Origin of the sequence: Variovorax sp. RTB1, assembly GCF_035018765.1 — a bacterium.
Taxonomy (GTDB): Bacteria; Pseudomonadota; Gammaproteobacteria; order Burkholderiales; family Burkholderiaceae_C; genus Variovorax.
Genome location: NZ_JASJXG010000018.1, coordinates 1 through 25,999, shown reverse-complemented (window position 1 = coordinate 25,999; position 25,999 = coordinate 1). Strand labels below are relative to the sequence as shown.

The 25,999-nt window shown below is 62.1% G+C and carries 22 protein-coding genes and 1 pseudogene; 17 read left to right on the top strand and 6 right to left on the bottom strand.

The annotated features are described in order from the left end of the window. Nucleotides 1-17: 17 nt before the first annotated feature. Nucleotides 18-842, bottom strand: a complete 825-nt coding sequence (gene map, locus QN397_RS13225; RefSeq protein ID WP_323501069.1) for a type I methionyl aminopeptidase — start codon at nucleotides 840-842, stop codon at nucleotides 18-20. A gap of 133 nt (nucleotides 843-975) precedes the next feature. Between map and purL the strand changes: the two genes are divergently transcribed. Further along, complete coding sequence (gene purL / locus QN397_RS13220) at nucleotides 976-5,037, top strand: phosphoribosylformylglycinamidine synthase (RefSeq protein WP_416352326.1); 4,062 nt, start codon at nucleotides 976-978, stop codon at nucleotides 5,035-5,037. A gap of 75 nt (nucleotides 5,038-5,112) precedes the next feature. Here the strand turns inward: purL and QN397_RS13215 are convergent, their stop codons facing one another. Genes QN397_RS13215 through QN397_RS13195 form a run of 5 tightly spaced genes read right to left on the bottom strand, consistent with a single transcriptional unit; the run spans nucleotide 5,113 to nucleotide 8,725 of the window. Next, the gene (locus QN397_RS13215) at nucleotides 5,113-5,898 is read right to left on the bottom strand and encodes a peptidylprolyl isomerase (protein ID WP_323501068.1); all 786 of its coding nucleotides are present in this window, start codon (nucleotides 5,896-5,898) and stop codon (nucleotides 5,113-5,115) included. 25 nt (nucleotides 5,899-5,923) lie between these two features. Further along, a complete protein-coding gene (locus QN397_RS13210; protein WP_323501067.1) occupies nucleotides 5,924-6,211 on the bottom strand; it encodes a BolA family protein in 288 nt (95 codons plus the stop codon). Next, entirely contained in the window at nucleotides 6,208-6,747 is a 540-nt protein-coding gene (locus tag QN397_RS13205; RefSeq protein WP_323501066.1) for a septation protein A, read from the bottom strand. Before QN397_RS13205 ends, QN397_RS13210 begins: the two co-directional genes overlap by 4 nt. Further along, nucleotides 6,744-7,160 carry a peptide-methionine (R)-S-oxide reductase MsrB gene (msrB, locus tag QN397_RS13200; protein ID WP_323501065.1) on the bottom strand — a complete coding sequence of 139 codons (417 nt, stop codon included), beginning with the start codon at nucleotides 7,158-7,160 and terminating at the stop codon, nucleotides 6,744-6,746. Before msrB ends, QN397_RS13205 begins: the two co-directional genes overlap by 4 nt. After that, nucleotides 7,157-8,725, bottom strand: coding sequence for a protein adenylyltransferase SelO (locus QN397_RS13195; protein ID WP_323501064.1), 1,569 nt, complete (start codon nucleotides 8,723-8,725; stop codon nucleotides 7,157-7,159). Before QN397_RS13195 ends, msrB begins: the two co-directional genes overlap by 4 nt. A gap of 163 nt (nucleotides 8,726-8,888) precedes the next feature. Between QN397_RS13195 and QN397_RS13190 the strand changes: the two genes are divergently transcribed. From QN397_RS13190 to QN397_RS13115, 16 genes and pseudogenes are all read left to right on the top strand, one after another. Further along, complete coding sequence (locus QN397_RS13190; protein WP_323501063.1) at nucleotides 8,889-10,532, top strand: 3-(methylthio)propionyl-CoA ligase; 1,644 nt, start codon at nucleotides 8,889-8,891, stop codon at nucleotides 10,530-10,532. A gap of 182 nt (nucleotides 10,533-10,714) precedes the next feature. Beyond that, nucleotides 10,715-11,950 carry a branched-chain amino acid ABC transporter substrate-binding protein gene (locus QN397_RS13185; protein ID WP_323495917.1) on the top strand — a complete coding sequence of 412 codons (1,236 nt, stop codon included), beginning with the start codon at nucleotides 10,715-10,717 and terminating at the stop codon, nucleotides 11,948-11,950. Nucleotides 11,951-12,052: 102 nt separating this feature from the next. After that, nucleotides 12,053-13,000, top strand: coding sequence for a branched-chain amino acid ABC transporter permease (locus tag QN397_RS13180; RefSeq protein ID WP_323495918.1), 948 nt, complete (start codon nucleotides 12,053-12,055; stop codon nucleotides 12,998-13,000). Between the two features lie 2 nt (nucleotides 13,001-13,002). After that, nucleotides 13,003-14,298, top strand: coding sequence for a branched-chain amino acid ABC transporter permease (locus QN397_RS13175; protein WP_323495919.1), 1,296 nt, complete (start codon nucleotides 13,003-13,005; stop codon nucleotides 14,296-14,298). Next, nucleotides 14,298-15,068, top strand: a complete 771-nt coding sequence (locus QN397_RS13170; RefSeq protein ID WP_323501062.1) for an ABC transporter ATP-binding protein — start codon at nucleotides 14,298-14,300, stop codon at nucleotides 15,066-15,068. Before QN397_RS13175 ends, QN397_RS13170 begins: the two co-directional genes overlap by 1 nt. Before the next feature lie 2 nt (nucleotides 15,069-15,070). After that, complete coding sequence (locus QN397_RS13165; protein ID WP_323501061.1) at nucleotides 15,071-15,766, top strand: ABC transporter ATP-binding protein; 696 nt, start codon at nucleotides 15,071-15,073, stop codon at nucleotides 15,764-15,766. A 127-nt stretch (nucleotides 15,767-15,893) separates the two neighbouring features. Beyond that, nucleotides 15,894-17,999 carry a 3-hydroxyacyl-CoA dehydrogenase NAD-binding domain-containing protein gene (locus QN397_RS13160; protein ID WP_323501060.1) on the top strand — a complete coding sequence of 702 codons (2,106 nt, stop codon included), beginning with the start codon at nucleotides 15,894-15,896 and terminating at the stop codon, nucleotides 17,997-17,999. A 49-nt stretch (nucleotides 18,000-18,048) separates the two neighbouring features. Continuing rightward, nucleotides 18,049-19,536 (top strand): M20 family peptidase, encoded by a 1,488-nt coding sequence (locus QN397_RS13155; protein WP_323501059.1) that lies wholly within the window; start codon nucleotides 18,049-18,051, stop codon nucleotides 19,534-19,536. Between the two features lie 67 nt (nucleotides 19,537-19,603). Beyond that, nucleotides 19,604-20,779, top strand: a complete 1,176-nt coding sequence (locus QN397_RS13150; RefSeq protein ID WP_323501058.1) for an acetyl-CoA C-acyltransferase — start codon at nucleotides 19,604-19,606, stop codon at nucleotides 20,777-20,779. A 142-nt stretch (nucleotides 20,780-20,921) separates the two neighbouring features. Beyond that, nucleotides 20,922-22,787 (top strand): acyl-CoA dehydrogenase, encoded by a 1,866-nt coding sequence (locus QN397_RS13145; protein WP_323501057.1) that lies wholly within the window; start codon nucleotides 20,922-20,924, stop codon nucleotides 22,785-22,787. Continuing rightward, nucleotides 22,787-22,978: a hypothetical protein gene (locus tag QN397_RS13140; RefSeq protein WP_323501056.1), complete on the top strand. Its 192-nt coding sequence runs from the start codon at nucleotides 22,787-22,789 to the stop codon at nucleotides 22,976-22,978. The genes QN397_RS13145 and QN397_RS13140 overlap by 1 nt, the downstream gene beginning before the upstream one ends. 7 nt (nucleotides 22,979-22,985) lie before the next feature. Continuing rightward, nucleotides 22,986-23,276, top strand: a complete 291-nt coding sequence (locus QN397_RS13135; RefSeq protein WP_409053090.1) for a Dabb family protein — start codon at nucleotides 22,986-22,988, stop codon at nucleotides 23,274-23,276. A gap of 40 nt (nucleotides 23,277-23,316) precedes the next feature. Beyond that, complete coding sequence (locus QN397_RS13130; protein ID WP_323501055.1) at nucleotides 23,317-24,114, top strand: SDR family oxidoreductase; 798 nt, start codon at nucleotides 23,317-23,319, stop codon at nucleotides 24,112-24,114. A 13-nt stretch (nucleotides 24,115-24,127) separates the two neighbouring features. Further along, entirely contained in the window at nucleotides 24,128-24,562 is a 435-nt protein-coding gene (locus tag QN397_RS13125; protein ID WP_187051853.1) for a PaaI family thioesterase, read from the top strand. A gap of 36 nt (nucleotides 24,563-24,598) precedes the next feature. Then, nucleotides 24,599-25,615 (top strand): NADP-dependent oxidoreductase, encoded by a 1,017-nt coding sequence (locus QN397_RS13120; RefSeq protein ID WP_323501054.1) that lies wholly within the window; start codon nucleotides 24,599-24,601, stop codon nucleotides 25,613-25,615. A gap of 69 nt (nucleotides 25,616-25,684) precedes the next feature. After that, a pseudogene (locus QN397_RS13115) lies at nucleotides 25,685-25,999 on the top strand (DNA alkylation response protein); the annotation flags it as partial.

The following is a 25,999-nucleotide window of genomic DNA, read 5'->3' as shown; positions in this document are numbered from 1 at the left end:
GAACGGGCTGTCATCGATCAGGTTTTGGTGGCGGTGACGAACGAAGGCGGCGGCGGGCTGCCGGCCGACAGGGTCAGCACCTCGTAGCCGGTTTCGGTCACCAGCACCGAATGCTCCCACTGCGCCGACAACGAATGATCGCGCGTGACGATGGTCCAGCCGTCGTACTGGCCGGCCTTCGCGTCTTCCTTGATGTCGCGCTTGCCGGCGTTGATCATCGGCTCGATGGTGAAGATCATGCCGGGCTTGAGTTCCTCCATGGTGCCGGGGCGGCCATAGTGCAGCACCTGCGGTTCTTCATGAAAGTTCCGGCCGACGCCGTGTCCGCAAAACTCGCGGACGATCGAGAAACCATGCCCTTCAGCGAACTTCTGAATGGCGTGCCCGACGTCTCCCAAATGCGCGCCGGGACGCACCTGCAGGATGCCGTGCCACATCGCGTCGTAGGTGATGGCGCACAGGCGCTTGGCCGCGATCGACGCGTCGCCGATCACGAACATCCGGCTGTTGTCACCGAACCAACCGTCCTTGACGACGGTAACGTCGATGTTCATGACGTCGCCCTTCTTGAGGGGCTTGTCGTTCGGGATGCCGTGGCAGACCACGTGATTGACCGAGGTACACAGCGATTTAGGGAAGGGCACGCTGCTGGCGCCCATGTAGCCGACTGTCGCGGAGGTGGTGCCTTGCTCGACCATGTACTCGGCCGCCAGGCGGTCGATTTCATTGGTCGTGATGCCGGGCTGAATGAAGGGCGTGAGGTAGTCCAGCACCTCGGAGCCCAGCCTGCCGGCCACGCGCATCGCGGCAATGCCTTCGGCGTTGTTGTAGGTAATGCTCATGCCTGAATTATCCCATCGGCCCCCCGTTAAACTTGAAGGCTCATGCGGATGGCCCCAGTCAGCGGCCATCCGGTCTGAAGTTCTTCTTTGTTCTTCCTTTTCTCCGGTCGGTCTCCCGGCCCAGGCCATCATCGTGACGCAGTCCGTTCCCACCGCCACTTCTTTAGTGACTCCTGTCGTGACCTTGTTCGAGGGCGGGACCGCACTCAGTGACTTTCGAGCGCGCCAGTTGCTGCCCCGGCTGCAGGTCATCGAGCCGAAGATCGACGGGCTTGCCGCGCGATTCGTGCACCTGGTCGTCACCGACACCGCGCCGACGGCCGCGGAGCGCGAGCATCTGGCCGCATTGCTGACCTACGGCGAGCCCTTCCTGGCGCCGAAAAGTTCCACCACGCTGGTCGTCACCCCGCGGCTCGGTACGGTCTCGCCGTGGGCTTCGAAAGCGACCGACATCGCGCATAACTGCGGGCTCGCCCTACGCCGCGTCGAGCGCGTCACGCAATACCACTTGAGTTTGAAATCACCCCTCATCGGCAAGGCGCCGGTGCTCGGCGACGAAAAGCTGGTGGCGGTCGCCGCGCTGCTGCACGACCGCATGACCGAGTCGGTGCAGCCAGGCGTCGAAGGTGCGGCCGCACTGTTCGCGGAACTGCCGGCGCAGCCAATGGTGCAGGTCGACGTGCTGGTCGGGGGCAGGGCGGCACTGGCCGCAGCCAACACGACCTTCGGCCTGGCGCTGGCCGACGACGAAATCGACTACCTGGTCGACGCCTTCACCAAGCTCGGGCGCAACCCGAGCGACGTCGAGCTGATGATGTTCGCGCAGGCCAACAGCGAGCACTGCCGCCACAAGATCTTCAATGCCGACTTCACCATCGACGGCAAGGCGCAGCCTCAAAGCCTGTTCTCGATGATTCGCCACACGGAGAAGCAGAACCCTCAGCACACGGTGGTGGCGTATTCAGACAACGCCTCGGTGATGGAAGGCTCGCACATCGAGCGCTTCATGGCCGACGCTTCCGGTAGCTACCAGAAGGACGACGCACTGCACCACGTGCTGATGAAGGTCGAGACCCACAACCATCCGACCGCCATTTCGCCATTTCCGGGCGCATCGACAGGTGCGGGCGGTGAAATCCGCGACGAGGGCGCGACCGGCCGCGGCTCCAAGCCCAAGGCCGGCCTGACCGGTTTTACCGTGTCGACGCTGTGGCCCGACGCCGCCGCCCAGTATGGCAAGCCGGAGCACATCGCGAGCCCGCTGCAGATCATGACGGAGGGTCCGCTGGGCGGCGCCGCGTTCAATAACGAATTCGGCCGGCCCAATCTGCTCGGCTACTTCCGTGAGTACGAGCAGCCGATCACCAGCGACGTCGACACGGTGCAACGGGGTTATCACAAGCCGATCATGATCGCCGGCGGCCTGGGGAGCATCGACGCCATCCAGACCAAGAAAATCCAGTTTCCGGCCGGCTCTCTGTTGATCCAGCTGGGTGGTCCGGGCATGCGCATCGGCATGGGCGGCAGCGCCGCGAGCTCGATGGCGACTGGCGCCAACGCGGCCCAACTCGACTTCGACTCCGTGCAGCGCGGCAATCCGGAGATCGAGCGGCGCGCGCAGGAGGTCATCAACCATTGCTGGCAGCAGGGCGCGGCCAATCCGATCCTGGCGATTCACGACGTCGGCGCCGGCGGCCTGAGCAATGCATTTCCTGAACTGACCAACGATGCCGGCCGCGGCGCTCGCTTCGACCTGCGTGCGGTACCGCTCGAAGAGTCCGGCATGGCGCCTAAAGAAATCTGGTGCAACGAAAGCCAGGAGCGCTACGTGCTGGCGATTGCCTCGGAATCGCTGGAGGTCTTCAAGGCGTTTTGTGAACGGGAAAGGTGTCCGTTTTCGGTCGTGGGCGTGGCGACCGAGTCGCGGCAGCTGATCGTGGCCGATGAAAGCGCAGCAACCGAGCCGGTCGACATGCCTATGGATGTCCTCCTTGGCAAGCCCCCCAAAATGCACCGCGACGTCAAGTCCGTCCCCCGCCGATTCAAGCCGCTCGAACTTACCGGCGTCGACCTGCAAAAGGCCGCGATCGACGTGCTCTCGCACCCGACCGTAGCCTCGAAGCGCTTCCTCATCACCATCGGCGATCGTACCGTAGGTGGCCTCACGCACCGCGACCAGATGGTCGGTCCGTGGCAGGTGCCGGTGGCCGACTGCGCCGTCACGCTGGCCGACTACAAGGGCTTCGCGGGCGAGGCGATGAGCATGGGCGAGCGCACGCCGCTGGCCGTATACGACGCGCCGGCTTCTGGCCGCATGGCAGTCGGCGAGGCGATCACGAATCTGCTGGCGGCGCCGATCGAGTTGTCGCGCGTCAAGCTGTCTGCCAACTGGATGGCGGCGTGCGGTGAGCCTGGCGAAGACGCGGCGCTGTACGAAACCGTGAAAGCGGTGGGTCTGGAGCTGTGCCCGGCGCTCGGCGTGTCGATTCCGGTCGGCAAGGATTCGCTGTCGATGCGCACGCAGTGGACCGAACCACAAGGCCCCTCCGGTGACGGCGGCGCGAAGAAAAAGGTCACCTCGCCGGTGAGCCTGATCGTCACCGCCTTCGCCACGCTGACCGACGTGCGCGGCACGCTGACGCCGCAGCTCGATGCCACCGAACTCGACACGACGCTGGTGCTGATCGACCTCGGGCGCGGCCAACACCGCATGGCCGGCAGCATCCTTTCGCAGACGCTCGGCCAGAGCGGCGACGTGGTGCCCGACCTCGACGATCCGGCGCAACTGGTCGCACTGGTCAACGCGGTGAACGCCTTGCGTGCCGACGGCAAGATCCTGGCGATGCACGATCGCAGCGATGGCGGGCTGTTCGCTGCCGCCTGCGAGATGGCGTTCGCAGGGCATGTGGGCGTGTCGCTCAACGTCGACATGCTGGTTACCGAAGGCGATGGCATTTCGGACAGCCGTATGGAGACGGGTGACGCGAAGAACTGGGCGACGCAAGTGAGCGCACGGCGCGAGGAGCTGACGCTCAAAGCGCTCTTCAACGAAGAGCTCGGCATGTTGCTGCAAGTGCGCACCGCCGATCGCAACGACGTCATGCAGTTGTTGCGCACGCACGGGCTCAGTGCCCACAGCCACTTCGTCGGCAAGACGCGGCCAGCCGCTGCGCCGATGGACAGCGGCAAAGGCAAGGTCGAAGTCTGGCGCGATGCCAAATCGGTCTTCAGCGCCAGCCTGCACGACTTGCACCAGGTCTGGGATGCCGTCAGCTGGAAGATCGCCCGCGAGCGCGACAATCCCGCCTGCGCCGACGCAGAACACGCGTCAGCCGGTGATCCCCAAGACCCCGGCCTGCACCTCGAGTTACCCGCTCCCCCGGCGGGAGAGGGTTGGGGCGGGGGCGACAGCTCCGCGGCCTATTTGAAGACTCGCCCCAAAGTCGCCATCCTCCGCGAGCAAGGCGTCAACTCGCACGTCGAGATGGCCTACGCTTTCACCGAAGCCGGCTTCGAGGCGTTCGACATCCACATGACCGACCTGCAGACCGGCCGTGCCGACCTGGCGGACTTCAAGGGTGTGGTCGCGTGTGGTGGATTCAGCTACGGCGACACGCTGGGTGCAGGCATCGGCTGGGCGCGCAGCATCACCTTCAACCCGAAGCTCTCGGCGCAGTTCCAGTCGTTCTTCAGCCGTACCGACACTTTCGGACTCGGTGTGTGCAATGGCTGCCAGATGTTCGCCGAGCTGGCCGACATCATTCCCGGTGCCGAAGCCTGGCCGCGCTTCACGACGAACCAGAGCGAACGCTTTGAGGCGCGCCTGTCGATGGTCGAAGTGCTCGAATCGCCGAGCCTGTTTTTTGCCGGCATGGCGGGGGCCAAGCTGCCGATCGTGGTTTCGCATGGCGAGGGCTATGCCAACTTCAAGCACCGCGGCGACGCAGCGAAAGCCATCGCATCGATGCGCTTTGTCGACAACCACGGCCAGCCGACCGAGCAGTACCCGTCCAACCCGAACGGCAGCGCCGGCGGATTGACGGCGGTGACGACGGCCGACGGCCGGTTCACGGCAGTGATGCCGCACCCGGAGCGGGTGTCACGCAACGTGCAAATGAGCTGGACATCGGGCGACCGAAGTGCGCTAAGCCCGTGGTCGCAACTTTGGCGCAACGCGCGCAAGTGGGTTGGGTGAACGGCCCATGAAAAAAGCGGCCCGCAGGCCGCTTTTTCTTTGTGCCGCAGTGTTCCGCGGCGCTCTTTTCGACGCTTACTCGATCTTGGCCGCGGCGCGGAGATCTTCCTGGTACTTCTGCAGGCGCTGCTGCTGCAACTGTTGCGTGATCTGCGGCTTGACTTCGTCGACCTTCGGCAACTGCGCCTGGCGCACGTCGTCGAGCCGGATGATGTGATAGCCGAACTGCGACTTGATCGGTTCCGATGTGGTCTCGCCCTTCTTGAGCTTGATCAGCGCTTCCGAGAATTCAGGAACGAAACTTCCCGGATTGGCCCAGTCGAGGTCGCCGCCCTTCGCGCCCGAACCTGGGTCCTTGCTCTGCTTTTTGGCAATGTCTTCGAACTTGCCGCCCTTTTTGAGGTCCGCCATGATCTTGTCGGCTTGGTCTTTCGTTTCAACCAGGATATGCCGTGACTTGTATTCCTTGCCGCCGTTGGCAGCGACGAACTTGTCGTACTCGGCCTGCACTTCGGCATCGGTCACCGGATGTGTCTTCTTGAAGTTTTCGAACAGCTGGCGAATCATGATGGCCTGGCGCGCCAGTTCGAGCTGCGCCTTGTAGTCGTCATTGGCATCGAGCGCCTGCTTTTGCGCTTCTTGCATGAACACTTCGCGGGTGATGACTTCCTCGCGAAGTTGCGGCTGCATTTCAGGAGTGACCGGGCGGCCCGCGGCAGCAAGTTGCTGGGCCAGCATGTCCATGCGGGTTTTGGGGACTGCCTTGCCGTTGACGATGGCGGCGTTTTGCGCCAGTGCTGCAAAAGAAAACGTGCCGATCAGCATCGTGGCCGTGACGGCCTTCAGGATTTGTTTTTTCATGGGAGAAGGTGGGAAAGTGAGGACCCTAAAGGGTCTCGATGGCAATGGCGTGAAGGCCTTGTGCGATGAAATTCTCCAAGGAATGATACACAAGGCGATGGCGCGCCAAACGGGACTTTCCGTCGAACAACGGCGAAGCGATGCGCACCCTGAAATGGGTGCCGTAGCCCTCGGCGTTGGCGCCCGAGTGGCCAGCATGCGAGGCGCTTTCATCGAGGACTTCGAGCGATGTGGGCTGCAAGGCTTCACGCAATGCTGCCTCCAGCGAAGCAGTGGTCGGAAGCGCAGTGGTCACGGTGGTCTCGGTGTTCACGATGACTGCTCGTCCGATTTCAGATGCGGCGAAATGTAGAGGCCTTGCGCGACCAAAAACGCGATCGGGAACACGTAGCCCCAAAGCTTGAAATTGACCCAAGCCTCTGTCGTGAAGTACGCCGCCACATAACCATTGATCGCCGCCATGAAGAGGCAATAGCAAATCCACGCGATGTTCAGGTGCGTCCAGATGCGGTCGGGCAATTGCAGTTGCTGGCCCAGCATCATCTGCAGGAAGTTCTTCTTGGCGACCCAGTAGGCAATGGCGAGCGCAACCGCCATGGCCGAATACAAGACCGTCGGCTTCCATTTGATAAAGCGGTCGTCGTGCAACACCAGCGTCAGCGTGCCGAACAGCAGGATCAACACCAGCGTCGCCTTCTGCATCGTCTGTAGCTTGCCCTCCCTGAAGTAGGTGATGAGCATTTGCAGCACGGTCGCGCCCATTAGCACGGCGGTCGCGGTGTAGATGTCGGAAAGCTTGTACGCACCGAAAAACAGCAGGATGGGAAAGAAGTCGAGGACAAGCTTCATTCAGGCTTTTTCTGGAAATCCAGCGAGGCGGAATTCATGCAGTAGCGCAGGCCGGTGTCGGTCGGGCCGTCTGGAAACACGTGACCGAGATGCGCGCCGCAGTTCGCGCACACGTTTTCGGTGCGCGTCATGCCGTGCGAACGGTCGACGATGTCCTTGATCGCGCCCGGCACGGCTTCTTCGGAAAAGCTGGGCCAGCCGCAGCCGGCGTCGAACTTCTTGCCGGCTTCGAACAGCTTGGCGCCGCAACAGATGCAGTGATACGTGCCGTCGGCCCATTCGGTTTCGTACTTGCCGGTGTAGGGGCGCTCGGTGGCCGCATGGCGCGTAACCTCGAAGGCGACGGATTCAGCGCCTTTTTCGGCCAGGATGGCCTTCCATTCGGCGTCGGTTTTCTGGACGGGTGTGGTCATGAGGAGCAGCTGATTTCGATGGAGGAAGCCCAGTCGGGCGGGAAACCGGCATATTGGTCGAAGCCGGGATGTTCTTCAAACGGGGTTTCAAGCAGTCTGAGCAAGCGCTCGATGCCGCTGAAGTCTTTGCCGGCACCGGGCGAAGTGCCTTGCGCCAGTTCGATCGCCTGCTGCCCGAGGTGGTTCCGCAGAACGAACTTCGGGTTGGTCGCGAGCATCAAGCGGACTGCCACGTCGGACGCGACGCCGGCGTGACGCCTCGAAAATGATAGCAGCCAGGCGTCGAAGCCCTCGCGATCGATGAAAAGGTCGCGCACGGGTTCAGCATTGGCAGCGGCGGCGCCTTCTACATTGGCCGCGCCGACATGGTGCGACAAGCGACGCCAGAAGATCGTCCAGTCGACTTTCTCTGCCGCCAGCAGTTTCAGCACTCCCTCTATGAGCGCGCGGTCGCCTTCAGCCGGCTCCGACAGGCCTTCGAGCCCGAGCTTGGCCCGCATCCGCGCTTCGAACGCGCTCGGAAACACCGATTTGTACGACTCCAGTGCGGCCACCGCGACCTCCTGCTCGCCGATCAGCGGCAGAAGCGCTTGCGCCAGGCAAAACAAATTCCAGTAAGCGACGTTCGGCTGCTGGTTGAAGGCATAGCGGCCGCTGGTGTCGCTGTGGTTGCAGATGTGCTGCGGATCGAAGCCGTCAAGGAACTGGAACGGGCCGTAGTCGATCGTGAGCCCCAGGATGCTCATGTTGTCGGTGTTCATCACGCCGTGGCAAAAGCCGACCGCTTGCCATTGCGCCATCAACGCGGCTGTGCGCTCGCTGACGGCCTCGAGAAAGGCGGCGTAGGCGTTGCCGCCGAATCGGTCCGTCGTCCGGCAGGCCGGATAGAAGTTGTCGATAACGAAGTCGGCCAGTGTCCGCAACTCGCCTTCTTTCTGATTGGCAGTGAAGTGCTCGAAGTGACCGAACCGGATGAAGCTCGGTGCGACACGCGCGACGACCGCGGCCGTTTCGATTTCTTCGCGCCGCACGCGGGCATCGGAGCCGGTCACGCTCAGCGCGCGCGTGGTCGCAATGCCCAGGCCGTGCATCGCCTCGCTGCAGAGGAACTCGCGGATGCTCGACCGCAGCACCGCCCGGCCGTCCCCCATGCGAGAGTAGGGCGTGAGGCCGGCGCCCTTCAATTGCAATTCGAATCCCGACGTTTCGGGGTTCGCAGCGGTTTCGCCGAGCAGGATCGCGCGCCCGTCCCCGAGCTGGCCAGCCCACACGCCGAACTGATGGCCGCTGTAGACGCTCGAGAGCGGCGCCATCCCGGCAAGCAGGGCGTTGCCGGTGAGCACGCCGAGGGCCGAGTCGGAGGCGAACCAGTCGGCGTCGAGCCCGAGCAGCCGCGCGGTCGCGTCGCTGCGGCCAACCCAGTACGGATCGGGCAGGGGTGTCGGCTGCAGCCGGGTGAAGAAAGCCGAGCTGAGCGCGGCGAATCGATTGTCGAAGTGCAACCCGCTGTCTGAATCGGCCAGCGGGGCAACGACAGCAAGCTCGGCAATGGAAGACGTAGTCATGCTTCCATTGTCCGGCAGTTGAAAAGGCCGCACGCGCCGCACGGACCCGAGCGTCGACATGGGGCATTCCCCCATCGGCGCGCTGCTGCACTGCGCAATACTCCCGCAACGATTTCTTTTGCTATTTTTCGTTTTCGCTTTTCGATCTTTAAGGAATTTCCCCATGCTGGGTTTGATGCAAGACCAACCACTTTCGATCTCGTCGCTGATCGAATTTGCCGAGCGCCACCACGGCGACGCCGAAATCGTTTCTCGTCGGGTCGAAGGCGACATTCACCGCAGCACCTGGAGCCAGATCGCATCCCGATCCCGCCAGGTCGCCAACGCGCTGGATGAAGAGCAACTGATCTTCAGCGACCGCGTCGCCACGCTGGCCTGGAACGGTTATCGCCATCTGGAGCTCTACTACGGCGTCAGCGGTACCGGCCGCGTGCTGCACACCATCAACCCGCGACTGCATCCCGACCAGATCGCCTGGATCGCCAACCACGCTGAAGACCAGATCCTGTGCTTCGACATGACCTTTCTGCCGCTGGTGCAGGCGGTGCACGCACGTTGCCCATCGATCAAGAAATACGTCGCACTGTGCGATGCCGACAAGCTGCCCGCCGATACCGGTATCCCGAACCTGGTGAGCTATGAAGCGTGGATGGGTACCCATTCGACCGTCTACGACTGGCCGACCTTCGACGAAAACTCGGCGTCGAGCATGTGCTACACGAGCGGCACCACCGGCAACCCGAAGGCCGCGCTTTACAGCCACCGCTCGACCATCCTTCACGCCTACGCTGCGGCGTTGCCCGACGTGATGTGCATCTCGGCACGCGACTCGGTATTGCCGGTAGTGCCGATGTTTCACGTCAATGCCTGGGGCATTCCGTACTCGGCGGCGCTCGTGGGTGCCAAGCTGGTGTTCCCGGGGCCGGCGATGGACGGCAAGTCGATCTTCGAACTCATCGAATCCGAAGGCGTGACCTTCGCGGCAGGCGTGCCGACGGTCTGGCAAATGATGCTCGGCCACATGCAGACCAACGACCTGAAGTTCTCCAAACTGAACCGCACGGTGATCGGTGGTTCGGCCTGTCCGCCGGCCATGATCAAGGCCTTTCAGGACCAGTACAACGTCGAGGTGCTGCACGCCTGGGGCATGACGGAGATGAGCCCGCTCGGAACGCTGTGCACTTTGAAGAACAAGCATCTTTCGCTGCCACCCGAGGCGCAGACCCTCATCCGCATGAAGCAGGGCCGCGCGATCTTCGGCGTCGACATGAAGATCGTCGACGGCGCAGGCGAGGAGCTGCCGTGGGACGGCAAGGCGTATGGCGATTTGCTGGTCAAGGGCCCGTGGATCGTCAAGGAATACTTCAAGGGCGAGGGCGGCGACCCGCTCATTCCCGACGCGCAGCACCGCGGCTGGTTCCCGACAGGCGACGTCGCGACCATCGACGCCGACGGCTACTTGCAGATCACCGACCGCAGCAAGGATGTCATCAAGTCAGGCGGCGAGTGGATCAGCTCGATCGACATCGAGAACATCGCCGTCGCGCATCCAGCCATCGCGATGGCGGCCTGCGTGGGCGTGGCGCATCCGAAGTGGGACGAGCGGCCGATCGTTGTCGTGGTCAAGAAGCCTGGGGGCGAGGTCACACGCGAAGAGTTGCTCAAGTTCTACGAGGGCAAGACTGCCAAGTGGCAAATTCCCGATGACGTGGTGTTCATCGAAGCGATCCCGCTGGGCGCTACGGGGAAAATTCTCAAGACGAAGTTGCGGGAGCAACTGAAGGACTACAAGCTGCCGAGCGTCTGAGCAAGCGATTTGCGCGGGGGTGTCGCGCGTTTCTACCGAACGGTAGAACTTGCATGTCGCATGGGTGATAAGAATGGCCCTTTGTGCTTTCCCGCTTACGGGCATTCCCTGACGGATGGGGGTGAAAACGCTTGTAACCTTGCCCGGCGCAACACGCCCTCAGGCCACACCAGGAGACCAGATTGAAGTACACACTCAAACTCATTGCCGCCACAGTACTGCTCGTCAGCGCTGCCGGCGCTTTCGCCCAGAAGGGAGAAACCGTCAAGATCGCGATGATCGAAGGTCTTTCGGGGCCTTTCGCCAACGTCGGACAGAACCAGTTGAAAAGTTGGCAATTCGTCGCGGCGAACTTGACGGCTGCCGAAAACCCAGCAGGCATCAAATTCGAGATCGAAGGCTTCGACAGCAAAAGCTCGCCGCAGGAAGCGCTCAGCCTGCTCAAATCGGCCACCGATCAGGGATACCGGTACGTCACGCAAGGCAACGGCTCGAATGTCGCAGTGCCGCTGTCCGACGCGGTTGGCAAATTCAATGATCGAAACCCCGGCAAAGAGGTGATTTACCTTAACTACGCCGCTGTGGACCCGAGCCTGACCAACGATAAGTGCAACTACTGGCACTTTCGGCTCGACGCCGACACCAGTATGAAGATGGAGGCGCTGACCTCGTTCATGAAAGATCGACCCGAGGTCAAAAAAGTCTATCTGCTGAACCAGAATTACTCCCACGGCCAGCAGGTCGCCAAGTACTTCAAGGAAGGCATGGCGCGTAAGCGACCCGATTCTCAGATTGTCGGTGATGACCTCGTGCCCCTTGGCCAAGTAAAGGACTTCGCGCCCTACGTCGCCAAAATCAAGCAGTCGGGCGCCGACACCATCGTCACCGGTAATTGGGGTCAAGACATGACCCTGTTCGTTAAGGCGTTGAACGACGCAGGCATGACCATTCCCGTGTATGCCTACTACGCCGGCGTCTCGGGCACCCCGACCGCACTGGCAGCGGCCAAGACGCCGTTGCAGGTCTACCAGATTGCCTACAACCACTCCGAATACACCGGCCGTATGGGGCAACTGGCGCGGGACTTTCAGAAGAAGTTCGACGACGATTTTTATACCTTCTCGATTTATAACGGCCTTGTCATGCTGAGTAACGCCATGGCCAAGGCGAAGTCGACGGATCCGGTCAAGGTCGCGGCTGCACTCGAGGGTCTCAAGTTCAATGGCTTCAACGGCGAAGCTGAAATGCGCAAGAGCGATCACCAGATGCAGCAGGGCATGTGGATTTCCAAATGGGAAAAGAACGGCGGCACTCACACCTACAACGATGAGAAGACGGGCTTCTCCTTCGTGCCGGTGAAGTACCTCGAGCCCTACATTGCCAGCACGCCCACCAGCTGCCAGATGAAACGTCCGTAATCGTCAGGCTGTCATGACGCAAGAACGCCGGCAAGCGATGCGAGTCGCTTCCCGGCGTTGTTTTTGGATCTACACGCTGCAACCGGCACCAACGACGCCTTCATGGAATTTTTCACTATCTCGCTTCTAAATGGGTTGAGCTACGGCTTGCTCCTTTTCATGCTCAGTTCGGGCCTTACGCTGATCTTCAGCATGATGGGTGTGCTTAACTTTGCGCACACCAGCTTTTATATGCTGGGTGCATATTTCGCGTACACCTTGTCAGGCATCGTCGGCTTCTGGCCGGCACTGCTGATCGCACCATTGATGGTCTTCGTGATCGGCGCTGCGTTCGAGCGCTATTGCCTTCGCCGCGTGCACAAGTTCGGGCATGTCCCGGAACTGCTCGTGACCTTCGGCTTGTCGTACCTGATTCTCGAAGTGGTACAGCTGGTATGGGGGCGGGCCACCGTGCCTTACGGCTTGCCGTCCCAACTGCAGGGGCCGCTCTTCACAATGTTCGGTACGCAGTTCCCACGATCGCGGTCGTTCATCATGCTGCTGGCGTTGCTGATGTTGCTGTCGGTCTGGCTGCTTCTGACGCGCACCCGCATCGGTCTGGTGATCCAGGCCGCGCTGACCCACCCGGAAACGGTTGAGTCGCTCGGGCATAACGTACCGCGTGTCTTCATGATGGTTTTTGGTGGCGGCGCGGCGCTGGCGGCCCTGGCTGGCGTCATTGCCGGCAACACCTACGTCACTGAGCCGGGCATGGCCGGCGCTGTGGGCTCGATCGTTTTCGTGGTGGTAGTAGTGGGCGGGATGGGTTCGCTGGCGGGGGCGTTTCTCGCGTCGTTGTTGATTGGCTCGTTGCAGACCTTCGCGGTAGCCATAGACCAGTCGATGGCAAGCGGACTGCAGGCCATCGGCATCCAAGTAACCGACCAGACTTTCGGGCATGAACTGCTGCAACTCAGCGTTGCGCAGGTGGCGCCGATCCTGCCGTACCTGATGCTGGTGTTGATACTGATCTTCCGGCCCAAGGGCCTGCTCGGAAAGCGGGAGGGCTGATCATGGTGTCTCCTGCCTCCTATCGATTAAAGCCCTGGAACATCGGGCGCCTGGTCATCTGGACGTTGTTCGCGTTGGTGCTTTTGGTTGCACCGCTGGTGTTTCGCAGCAGCCTTGCGCTCACCATGCTGTCGCAGATGGGCTACCTGACCATCATCTGCCTGAGCTACAACATCCTCCTGGGCCAAGGCGGCATGCTGAGCTTTGGGCATGCGGTGTACACAGGTCTTGGTGCATTCATCGCTGTCCATGCAATGAATCTTGCCGCACAAGGCAGGATCCCTATTCCGCTGGTACTGGTTCCGTTCATCGGTGGATTCGCGGGAATGTTCTTTGCGATGCTGTTGGGGTACGTGACGACTAAAAAGTCCGGCACGACCTTCGCGATGATCACCCTTGGCATAGGCGAATTGGTCGCGGCCATGTCGCTCATGTTTCCTGGGTTCTTCGGCGGCGAGGGGGGCATCACCACCAACCGCACCTATGGGACCTTCTTCGGTTGGAACTTTGGTCCCCAGATCCAGGTTTACTACCTGATCGCTGTTTACTGCTTCATTGCCACCGGCCTCATGTTCGCCTTCACTGGTACGCCGCTCGGGCGCATGCTCAATGCGGTACGCGACAACCCCGAGCGCGTTGAATTCATCGGCTACAACACGCAGCGCGTGCGCTACCTCAGTTTTGTCGTCGCCGGCTTCTTTGCCGGTATCGGTGGCTCGCTGGCAGCCGTCAATTTCGAGATCGTGAATTCGTCGGACAGTCTCAGCGGTGTGCGCTCGGGCGGCTACTTGCTGTTCACCTTCTTGGGCGGCGCCACGTTCTTCTTCGGGCCGATCATCGGAGCCGTACTGCTCGTGTTTGCATCGGTGCTGCTCTCGGAGCTGACCAAGGCGTGGTTGCTCTATCTGGGGCTTGTCTTCCTGTTAATGGTGATGTTCGCGCCGGGCGGTGTGGCGAGCCTGATCATGATGAACCTGCGGGTGGCCAAATTCGGTAAATTCAAGCGCTTGTGGGTGCTTTACGGTGGGCTTATCTTCACTGGGGCCGTGGCGGCCGTCGGTGCTGCTGCACTGGTCGAAATGGTCTACCACGTCCAGCTCAATTCCGCGCTGGGCCCCAACGTCAAGTTCTTCGGCTTCCCGCTCGACACTTCGAGCGTGACGAGTTGGGCCGCTGCTGCTGTGTTGACGGCCGTCGGCATCGCGCTGCTCGACTTGGTGAGGCGTCGCTTTGCGCGCGTCTGGGGTAAGGCGCAGGAAGAAATCGAAGCCGAAATCAAGTGGCGGGAGACAGCGTGATGACCGTTGCACTCGAACTCAAGAATCTGCGTAAGAGTTTCGGCAAGACCGACATCATCCGCGGGATCGACATTGCGGTGAATGCGGGCGAACGCATCGGCGTGATCGGCCCTAACGGTGCCGGCAAGTCGACGCTTTTCAATCTCATCAGCGGGCGGCTCGCACCGAGCAGCGGCGAAGTGCTTCTGAACGGCAAGCGCATTGATGGCAAGCCGCCTTACGAGATCAACAGGCTGGGCTTGTCGCGCAGCTTCCAGATTACTAACATCTTCCCCAAGCTCAGCGTCTTCGAGAACCTGCGCTGCGGTGTGCTGTGGAGCCTGGGTTACCGATACACCTTCCTGCGCTTTCTATCGAGTCTCCACGATGCCAACGAGCGCACCGAAGAACTGGTGCGCCAAGTCGGCCTCGAGAAAAAGCGCGACGTTCTGGCGGTGAATCTCACCTATGCCGAACAGCGCGCTCTGGAGATCGGTGTGACCATCGCGGGCGGCGCCAGCGTAATACTGCTGGATGAGCCGACCGCGGGTATGAGCAAGACCGAGACCTTGCATTTCATCGCCCTCATCAAGCAAGTGACGATCGGCAAGACGCTGTTGACGGTGGAACACGACATGGGCGTGGTGTTTGGCCTAGCCGACAAGATCGCCGTCGTCGTCTACGGCGAGATCATCGCCTTCGACACGCCGGCTGCAGTGCGCGCCAACGCACGTGTGCAGGAAGCGTACCTGGGCTCATCGGTAGCCGATGCGCAAAGCGAGGGTCATTGATCATGTTGAAGCTTCAAGATATCCACGCGTATTACGGCAAGAGCCACGTGTTGCACGGCGTTTCTTTCGACGTCAACGCGGGGGAAATCGTCGCGCTGCTCGGGCGCAACGGCTCGGGCCGCTCGACCACCGCCAAAGCGATCATGGGTCTGGTTCACGCCGAAGGCGGCCTGCACTGGAAGGGCCAGGACGTGCTGCGTAAAAAGGCCTACGAGATTGCGCACATGGGCATCGGCTACGTGCCGGAGAACCGCGACATCTTCTCGAACCTCACGGTGCATCAAAACCTGTTGCTCGGCCAGAAGGGTTCGGGCAAGGGCAGCCGCTGGAGCTTCAACGACATGTACGAAATGTTCCCGCGGCTGAAAGAGCGGGAGCACACCGAGGCGGGCGTACTGTCGGGTGGCGAGCAGCAGATGCTCACACTGTGTCGCACGCTGATGGGCGACCCCGATCTCATCATCATCGACGAGCCAACCGAAGGTCTGGCGCCCAAAATTGTCGAGCTCGTGGGGCAGTATCTAAAGACGCTCAAGGACAAGGGCATCTCGGTTTTGCTGATCGAACAGAAGTTGACCATCGCCATGCGCATCTCCGATCGGGTGCTGGTCATGGGCCATGGCAGCATCGTGTTCGACGGTACGCCCGACAGCCTGCGCGCAGATTCGGGCACTCGAAAAGAATGGCTCGAGGTCTAGCCTCTCGTTGATTTGTCCCCGCAGCGACTGAAGCCGATTGCCGGGCGTTCGTAAACGCCTAAAATTTCAGGGAAAAGAACACTCGTGCTTTTTTCTCCAGTTTTTATTCCCACCTAAGGAACGCGCCATGACGGCTGAATACAAAGTGATCGGCGATGTCGCCGTGATCACCCTGACCAACCCTCCGGTCAACGGTCTCGGCTTCGCAACGCGCATAGGCATCACCGATGGCCTCGCCAAGGCAAATGGCGATCCGGCCGTCAAGTCGATCGTGCTCACCGGCGCCGGCAAGGCGTTCTCCGGTGGTGCCGACATCAAGGAATTCGGCACGCCCAAGGCGCTGCAAGAACCCAATCTGCTGAGCGTGATCCTCTCGCTCGAAGCCTCGGCCAAACCCATCGTCGCGGCGATTCACTCGGTCTGCATGGGCGGCGGGCTCGAACTGGCGCTCGGTTGCCACTACCGCATTGCGGCGCCCGGCACCAGCGTGGCGCTGCCTGAAGTCAAGCTCGGCCTGATTCCCGGCGCTGGCGGCACGCAGCGCCTGCCGCGCGTGCTCGGCGTCGAGACCGCACTCAACATGATCGTCAGCGGTGAAGCCGTCAAGAGCGAATTGCTGGCGAGCCTGCCGGGCCAGAAACTGTTCGACAAGCTCGCGTCGTCGCCTGAATCGCTGATGGACGAGGCCGTCGAGTTAGCCAAGTCGGTCGCCGGCAAGACCGGTGACGCGTTGCCGCTGGTACGGAATCTGCCATGCAAGCATCCGCAAGGCGACGCCTACTTCCAGTTCGCGAAAAATATGGTCGCCGGCATGTCGAAGAACTACCCGGCGCCGCTCAAGTGCGTCGAGGCCGTGCAGGCCGCAACGACGATGAAGTTCGACGCGGGCATGCTTGAAGAGCGCCGCGTGTTCACCGCGCTGATGTTCACTCCCGAGTCGCTGGCATTGCGCCACCTCTTCGTGGCCGAGCGTGCCGCCAGCAAGATCCCTGATGTGGCTGACGACACGCCTCAGCGCGCGGTCAAGTCGGTCGGCGTCATCGGTGCCGGCACCATGGGCGGCGGCATCTCGATGAACTTCTTGAACGCGGGCGTGCCGGTCAAGATCCTCGAAATGAAGCAGGACGCACTCGACCGCGGCATCGCCACCATCAAGAAGAACTACGAATCGCAGGTCAAGAAGGGCAAGCTCAAGCAAGACAAGTACGACCAGCGCATGGCGATGCTCAGCACCACCTTGAGCTACGACGACCTGAAAGACTGCGACCTCATCATCGAAGCCGTGTTCGAAGAACTCGGCGTGAAAGAGGCGGTGTTCAAGGAACTCGATCGCGTCGCCAAGCCTGGCGCCATTCTCGCGTCGAACACTTCCACGCTCGACGTCGACAAGATCGCAGCCTTCACCAAGCGCCCGCAGGACGTGGTCGGCATGCACTTCTTCAGCCCGGCCAACGTGATGAAGCTGCTCGAGGTCGTTCGCGGCAAGGACACCGCCAAAGACGTACTCGCTACGGTGATGGGCGTCGCGAAGAAGATCAAGAAGACCGCGGTGGTGTCCGGCGTCTGCGACGGCTTCATCGGCAACCGCATGATCGAGCAGTACAGCCGCCAGGCCGGTTTCCTGATCGACGAAGGCGCGACGCCGCAACAGGTCGACAAGGCGGTCGAGAAGTTCGGCTTTGCCATGGGCCCGTTCCGCATGGGCGACCTGGCCGGCAACGACATCGGCTGGGCGATCCGCAAGCGCCGCGCCACCGAGCGCGCCGACATGAAGTACAGCCGCACCGCAGACAAGCTGTGCGAGCTTGGTCGCTTCGGCCAGAAGACCGGGGCAGGGTGGTACGACTACCAGGCCGGCAAGCGCGATGCCATTCCGAGCAAGCTCGTGCTGGACATGATCGAGCAACACCGCAAGGACGAAGGCATCACACCTCGCAAGATCTCGGACGACGAGATCGTGCAGCGTCTGGTGTATGCGCTGGTCAACGAAGGTGCGCACATTCTCGAGGACGGCATCGCCAGCAAGTCCGGTGACATCGACATGGTCTACCTCACAGGCTATGGCTTCCCGATCTTCCGCGGTGGCCCGATGCACTACGCCGGCCAGGTCGGCCTGTTCAACGTGTCGGAATCGATGAAGCGTTTTGCCAAGAACCCGCTCGACGACGCGAGCTTCTGGCAGCCGGCGCCGTTGATCCAGAAGCTAGTGTCTGAAGGCAAGAGCTTCAGTTGAGCGTGCCCGAGCCGGACTGCCGACGTCACCGTCACCCCGACAGCGCACGATGATCAAACGCATTCTTCTGGCGCTGTTGCTGGTGGTGGGCGTTCTCGTCGTCGCTGTCGCAGGCAAGACGTGGCTGACGCCGTCGCGGCAGATCGCGGTGGCACCGGTCGCCAAGCCGGCGATCGACGCCGAAGCGGCCGCCAAGCGGCTGTCGAGCGCGATCGTGCTGCACACCGTGGCGAGTGCGGATGACCCGACGCTGAACGCTGCCGAGTTCGACAAGCTGCATTTGTTGCTTGCGCAGCAATACCCCAAGTTGCACGCCACGCTGAAGAAGGAAGTGATCGGGCAGCATGCGTTGCTGTACACCTGGGCTGGCACCGACGCCAAGGCACCACCGATCGCGCTGATGGCGCATCAGGACGTGGTGCCCATTGCATCCGGTACAGAGAAGAGTTGGTCGCAGGACCCGTTCAGCGGCCTGGTGCATGACGGCTACATCTGGGGTCGCGGCACCATGGACAACAAGGGCAACCTGTTGTCTCAGATGGAAGCCATCGAGATGCTCATCGGCAGCGGCTTTCAGCCGAAGCAGACCGTTTATCTCATTGCCGGCGACGACGAAGAAGTGAATGGCTTGCGCGGTGCCAAGCCGATTGCCGAGTTGCTCAAATCCCGGGCCGTGCGGCTGTCTTGGGTGCTGGACGAAGGGCTGGCGGTCATCGACGGCGTGATCGGCGGACTCGACAGGCCGGCTGCACTGGTCGGCCTGGCGGAGAAGGGTTACGGCACCTTCTTCCTGTCGCTCGACGCGGCGCCCGGCCACTCGTCGATGCCACCGCCGCACAGTGCGATCGGCACCATGGGCGCCGCACTCGCGCGTCTCGAGAACGACCAGATGCCGGCCTCGATCGGTGGTGTGGCGGGCGAGATGTTCGCCACGCTGGCGCCCGAAATGAAGGGCATCAACCGGGTCATGCTGTCCAACCTCTGGCTCACCACGCCGCTCGTCAAGAGCCAGCTTGAAAAGAACCCGAGCACCAATGCCACTCTGCGCACGACCACCGCGCTGACCATCCTGCAAGCGGGCAACAAGGACAACGTGCTGCCCGGTCATGTCGACGCGGCGGTCAACTTCCGGTTGTTGCCGGGCGATACGCTGGCCAGCGTCGAAGCGCACATGCGCAAGGCGCTGGGCAACGACACCATTCAGGTGAAGTCGTATGCCGGCAACGCCGAGCCATCGCCCATCTCGCCGACCGACAACGCCGGCTACCGAGCCATCCAGCAGACGCTGCGGCAAGAGTTTCCTGAAGCGGTGGTTGCTCCCGGGCTCATGACGGCGGCCACCGACTCGCGCCACATGAGTATCGTGAGCGACGCCATCTATCGCTTTTCGCCATTGCGGCTCGACCCTCAAGACCTGAGCAGGTTTCACGGCACCAACGAGCGCATCTCGGTTTCGAACTACGCCGAGATGATCAAGTTCTATCGTCAGCTTCTCATCAATGCGTCGGGCCCGATCGGTCCTACGCCGGCTCTATGAGCTCTCGCTCTTTTTCGTCCCTCCTTCGTTCCATTTTCCGTTTCATTCTTCTAGCAAGGACATCCCCATGACCAGCGCCGTGATCGTTTCAACCGCCCGTACTCCGCTTGCCAAGAGCTGGAAAGGTGCCTTCAACATGACGCACGGCGCCACCCTCGGCGGCCACGCGGTGCAGCACGCCGTGCAGCGCGCGGGCATCGACCCGGCCTCGGTGGACGACGTCATCATGGGTTGCGCTACGCCTGAAGGCGCTACCGGTTCGAACATCGCGCGACAGATCGCCCTGCGCGCCGGCCTGCCGGTCACCACGTCGGGCATGACCATCAATCGCTTTTGCTCGTCGGGTCTGCAGACCATTGCGACTGCGGCGCAACGCATCATTGCGGGCGAGGGCGACGTCTTTGTGGCCGGTGGCGTCGAGAGCATTTCCTGCGTGCAGAACGAAGCCAATCGTCACATGATCACCGACCCTGCGCTCATGAAGATGAAGCCGGAAATCTACTGGAACATGCTGCAAACGGCCGAGCAGGTCGCCAAACGCTACAACATCGGCCGCGAGGCGATGGATGAGTACGGCGCCGCCAGCCAGCAGAAGGCTACCGCCGCGCTCGAAGCCGGTCGCTTCAAGGATGAAATCGCGCCGATCACCGTGCTGGCCGGTGTGGCCGACGCCGTCCTCGGTCTGCGCACCAAAGAAGTCACCATCGAGAACGACGAAGGCATTCGCGCCGGCACCACCAAGGAAGGCATCAGCGGCATTCGCCCGGCCATGCCCGGCGGTGTGATTTCAGCCGGCAATGCCAGCCAGTTTTCGGATGGCGGCGGCGCCTGCGTGCTGGTCCACGAAAAGTACGCAGAGCAAAAGGGCTTGAAGCCGATCGGTCGATTCCTCGGCTTCGCGGTTGCAGGTTGCGAGCCCGACGAGATGGGCATCGGCCCGGTCTTCGCCATCCCCAAGGTGCTGAAGCGTCTCGGCCTGACGGTTGCCGACATCGACCTGTGGGAACTGAACGAAGCCTTTGCGGTGCAGGTCATCTACTGCCGCGACAAGCTCGGTATCCCGGCGGAACTGCTGAACGTCGATGGCGGCGCGATCGCCGTCGGCCATCCCTACGGCGTGAGCGGCCAGCGCCTGACCGGCCACGCGCTCATCGAAGGCAAGCGCCGCGGTGCCAAAAAAGTGCTGGTCACGATGTGCATCGGCGGCGGCATGGGCGCTGCGGGCGTGTTCGAGGTCATTTGACTCGCCCCCCAGAGGCTCGCGCACTTCGTGTCGCTCGCCTTCCCCCCTGCCGGGGGGCAACACCGGCGGACTGGCGGAGCCAGTTCCGCGGTGTTTCACGAATATGGCCGAGTCGTAGTCGGCGTTCTATCTCGAGATTGCCATGAGCCTCCGTCCCACCCTCGACTTTCTCCTTTACGACTGGCTCGATGCCGAGTCGCTCAACCAGCGCGAACGTTTCAGCGATCACTCGCTTGAAACCTTCGATGCGGTGCTCGACACCTGCGAGCGCATCGCGCGCGAAAAGTACGCGCCGTTCAATCGCACGGTCGACACGCAGGAGCCGCACTTCGACGGCGAAAAGGTCATCCTTCCGCAGGCCACGCACGACGCGCACAAGGCCTTTGTCGACTCCGGGATGATGAGCGCGGCGCAGGACTACGACATCGGCGGCATGCAGTTGCCGTACACCTTGAGCGCGGCTGCCAACTGTTTTTTTGCGATGGCGTCGGTCAGCATCGGCTCCAACATGCTGACCAGCGGCAATGCCAATCTGTTGATGGTGCACGGCACCGAGATGCAGAAAGAAGTGTTCGCAAAGAACGAATTTTCCGGCCGCTGGGCAGGAACCATGTGCCTGTCCGAGCCGCAGGCCGGATCGTCGCTGAGCGACGTCGTGACGCGTGCGGTGCCCGATGGCGCCGACTTCCAGAACGACCCGCTCGGGCCGCGCTACCGGCTCACCGGCAACAAGATGTGGATTTCGTCGGGCGACCACGAGCTGACCGAGAACATCGTTCATATCGTGCTGGCCAAGATCCCGGACGAAAACGGCAAGCTGGTGCCGGGCACGCGCGGCATCTCGCTTTTTATCGTGCCGAAGAAGATGGTCGACACCGCCGGCAACCTGACCGGTGAGCGCAACGATGTGGCGTTGGCCGGCCTCAACCACAAGCTCGGTTGGCGCGGCACCACCAATACCCTGCTGAATTTCGGCGAGGGCAAGTACCCGGTCGACCAGCGCGCGGGTGCCGTGGGCTATCTCGTCGGCTCGGCCGGCAAAGGCCTGCACTGCATGTTCCACATGATGAACGAGGCACGCATCGGCGTCGGCACCGCCGCGACAATGCTCGGCATGGCCGGCTACTACGCTTCGCTCGACTACGCCAAGGCGCGGCCGCAGGGACGGCTCATGAAGAAGCCCACCGACGGAGCGACAGCCGGGCCGGGCGCAGCCGTCAAAGACTCGGCGAGTCCCCAAGTGCGCATCATCGAACACGCCGACGTGCGCCGCATGCTGCTTGCGCAAAAGGCGTACTGCGAAGGCGCGCTGGCGCTGGAGCTGTACTGTGCCAAGCTGGTCGACGAACAAAAAACCGGTGGCGCGCAGGGCGCCGACGATGCGCGGCTGCTGCTCGAAGTGCTGACGCCCATTGCCAAGAGCTGGCCGAGCGAGTGGTGCCTCGAAGCCAATTCGCTGGCCATCCAGGTCCACGGTGGCTATGGCTACACACGCGACTTCCCGGTCGAGCAGTATTGGCGCGACAACCGCCTGAACATGATTCACGAAGGCACGCACGGCATCCAGGCCGCCGATCTTCTGGGCCGCAAAGTGCTCATGGAAGGCGGGCATGGCCTGAAGTTGCTGGCCGGCCGCATGACCGACACGGCGCGTCGCGCATCGGAAGTGCCTTCGCTCGCCGACCACGCCAAGGCCTTGCTCACGGCGTTGCAACGCATCGGCACCGCCACCGAAGCCGCCTGGTCGACCGGCAACCCGAACGACGCGCTCGCCAACGCGGTGCCTTACATGCAGGCGTTCGGCCACACGGTGCTGGCCTGGATATGGCTCGACGTGGCACATCGGACGCTCGAAGTCGATGCGACGCAGTCGAACGCCGCAACGGCCGGACGCGTCGGCGCCGCCGCTTACTTCTTCCATTACGAACTGCCCAAGATCGGCGCCTGGCTCAACGTGGTGGAGAGCCGTGACCCTACCTGCACCGCACTACCTGAAGACGCGTTTTGATGACGGAAAAATCGCACGCTGCCCTCGAAAAGTGGACATGGGTGCTGATCTACGTCGGCTTGTTCGTCATGGCCCTCGGCATAGCGACCGGTCGCACGAATCCTGTGCTCGGATGGTCGATGGCGGTGCTTGGCGGCGTGGTCGCGCTGGTCGGATTCGTGCTCATCTACGTTCGCTCGCGACTCGACTGAGAACGACATGGCAATGATCAAACATATCGTGATGTGGAAGCTGCTCGATGCGGCCAAGGCACAGGACTTCAAGCAGTTGCTCGACACCTGCAAAGGCATCGTGCCCGGCATGCGCGAGTTTGAAGTGGCGACGCGCGCAGAGGGCTTGGAGGCCAACCATGACGTGGTGCTTTATTCGGTGTTCGACGACGCCGCGGCGCTGCAGGCTTATCTGGTCCACCCGACGCACAAAGAGGTGAGCGCTACGCTCGGAACGCTGCGCGAATCGCGCGCCGTGCTCGACTTCCGGGCCCACTAGAACCATCGAGACTTATTAAAACCATCGGAGAACCTCGCCCATGACCGCACGCACCACCCAACAACTGTTCGACCTCACCGGCAAGACCGCACTCATCACCGGTGGCTCGCGCGGCCTCGGCTTGCAGATGGCGCATGCCCTCGGCGAGGCTGGCGCGCGCGTCATGTTGAGTTCACGCAAGGCCGAAGACCTGGAGCAGGCCGCAGCGGAGCTGCAAGCCGCGGGCATCGACGCACGCTGGATCGCCGCAGATTGCTCGAAGGAAGAAGACACGCGACGCCTGGCCGACGAAACGCTGGAGCGCATGGGCGCCATCGACATCCTCGTCAATAACGCCGGCGCAAGTTGGGGCGCTGCAGCCGAAGACCATCCGGTGGCAGCCTGGGACAAGGTAATGAACCTCAACGTGCGCGGCTACTTCATCCTGGCGCAGCAGGTCGCCAAGAACTACATGATCCCTAAGAAGGCCGGCCGCATCATCAACATCGCGTCGATTGCCGGGCTGAACGGCAACGGTCCGGACATGAAGACGCTGGCCTACAACACGTCCAAGACTGCGGTGATCGGCTTTACGCAAACGCTGGCCGCCGAATGGGGCCGCTACAACATCAACGTGAACGCGATCTGCCCCGGTTTCTTCATGACCAAACTGGCGGCCGGGCTGATCAAGCAATTGGGCGAAGAGAAGATGGCCGCCGCGGCGCCGCTCAACCGTCTGGGCGATGAAGAAGACCTGAAGGGCATCACGCTGCTGTACGCGAGCGATGCCGGCAAGCACATCACCGGCCAGTGGCTGGCGGTCGATGGCGGCGTGAGCGTAGTGCTCGGCGCATCCTGAGCGAGGCAGCGGCATGAGTCTTTCTTTCGGCGTCGTCATTCCGTTCGTCGATCACCTCGGGTTCACGCTCGAGCGCTTCGAGGGCGGCGAATCGGAGCTGCACTACACGGCGCAGCCGGAACACCTGAACAGCTTCTTCGTGACCCACGGCGGCGCGTGCATGACGTTGATGGACGTCACGATGGCAGCTGCCGCGCGCAGCATGCAGCCCGAGATGGGTGTCGTCACCATCGAGATGAAAACCAGCTTCATGCAACCGGCCCGCGGGCCATTGGTCGGCAAAGGCCGGTTGATGCATCGCACCGCGACGATGGCTTTCACCGAAGCCACCATCTTCGACGAGCAGGGTCGCGCCTGTTCGCACGCCACCGGCACCTTCAAGTATGTGAAGCGTCTGCCGGTCGATTCCAAAACCGTCAACAGCATGCAACCGCTGTCGACGGACTGAACTTCAACGACCGATCATCCGAAGCGAGAGATTTCCATGCCGACCAATAAACAGATCCACCTCGACAACCGCCCCGAGGGCGAAGCGACCGCCAGCAATTTCAAGCTGGTGACCGCAGAGACGCCGCCGCTCGCCGACAACCAGGTGCTGGTGCGTCATCACTTCATGAGCCTCGACCCGTACATGCGTGGTCGCATGAACGACTCGAAAAGCTACACGGCCAACCAGCCGACCGGCGCCGTATTTCAAGGCGGTACCGCGGGCGAAGTGGTCGAGAGCAAGCACCCTAAATTTCAGGTCGGCGACAAGGTGGTCGGCTTCGGCGGCTGGCAGCAATACAGCGTGGTCGACGGCTCTGTACCCGGCTCGCTGAAGAAGGTCGACACCACGCACGTTGCGCTGTCTCACTACCTCGGCGCGGTCGGCATGCCGGGCGTCACGGCTTGGTACGGACTGGTGAAAATCATCGCGCCGAAGGAGGGTGAAACGGTTGTCATCACCGCAGCCTCGGGCGCGGTCGGTAGCGCTTTCGGCGCGCTCGCCAAGGCACGCGGCTGCCGCGTGGTCGGCATCGCTGGCGGACCGGACAAATGCAAGTACGTGGTCGAAGAGTTGGGCTTCGATGCCTGCATCGACTACAAGCAGCATCCCGACGTCAAGAGCCTGAGTGCTGCACTCAAGGAAGCCTGCCCCGACGGCATCGACGGTTACTTCGAGAATGTCGGCGGCTACATCTTCGATGCGGTCATGCTGCGTCTCAACGCCTTCGCGCGCATCGCGATGTGCGGAATGATCGCCGGCTACGACGGCGCGCCGTTGCCGCTCGCCAACCCCGCGCTATTCCTCATCAATCGGGTCAAGCTCGAAGGCTTTATCGTCAGCGAACACATGGAAATCTGGCCGGAAGCGCTGGCCGAACTAGGAGGGTTGGTCGGCACCGGCAAGCTCAAGCCGCGCGAGTCGATTGCCGAAGGCATCGAGGCCGCGCCGGAAGCTTTTCTGGGTTTGCTGAAGGGCAAGAACTTCGGCAAGCAACTGGTCAAGCTGATTTGATCTGTCGTCTTAGCCGATTGAGCTGATTCTGCCCAGCCCACCACCAGCACAACGAAGAGGAGGCCGGCCATGGACACGACACACGACGTCTTCAACCAGCCCTCTCCGCTGGTGGGCTACAACCTGTTCGAAACCAATCGACCGCTTCGCGATGCGTTGAAGTTCAACGCGCCCGACCTGCAGACGGCCGGCTTGCACGAGCTGGGCGAGACGATCGGAAGCGCGGAGATGCAGACGCATGCGCGGCTTGCCAATGTCAACGGGCCGCAGCTGCATACGCATGATCGCTTTGGGCGGCGCATCGACGAGGTGGAGTTTCATCCGAGTTACCACGTGTTGATGAAGGCGGCGGTGGGGGCCGGGTTGCATGGGACGCCTTGGGGG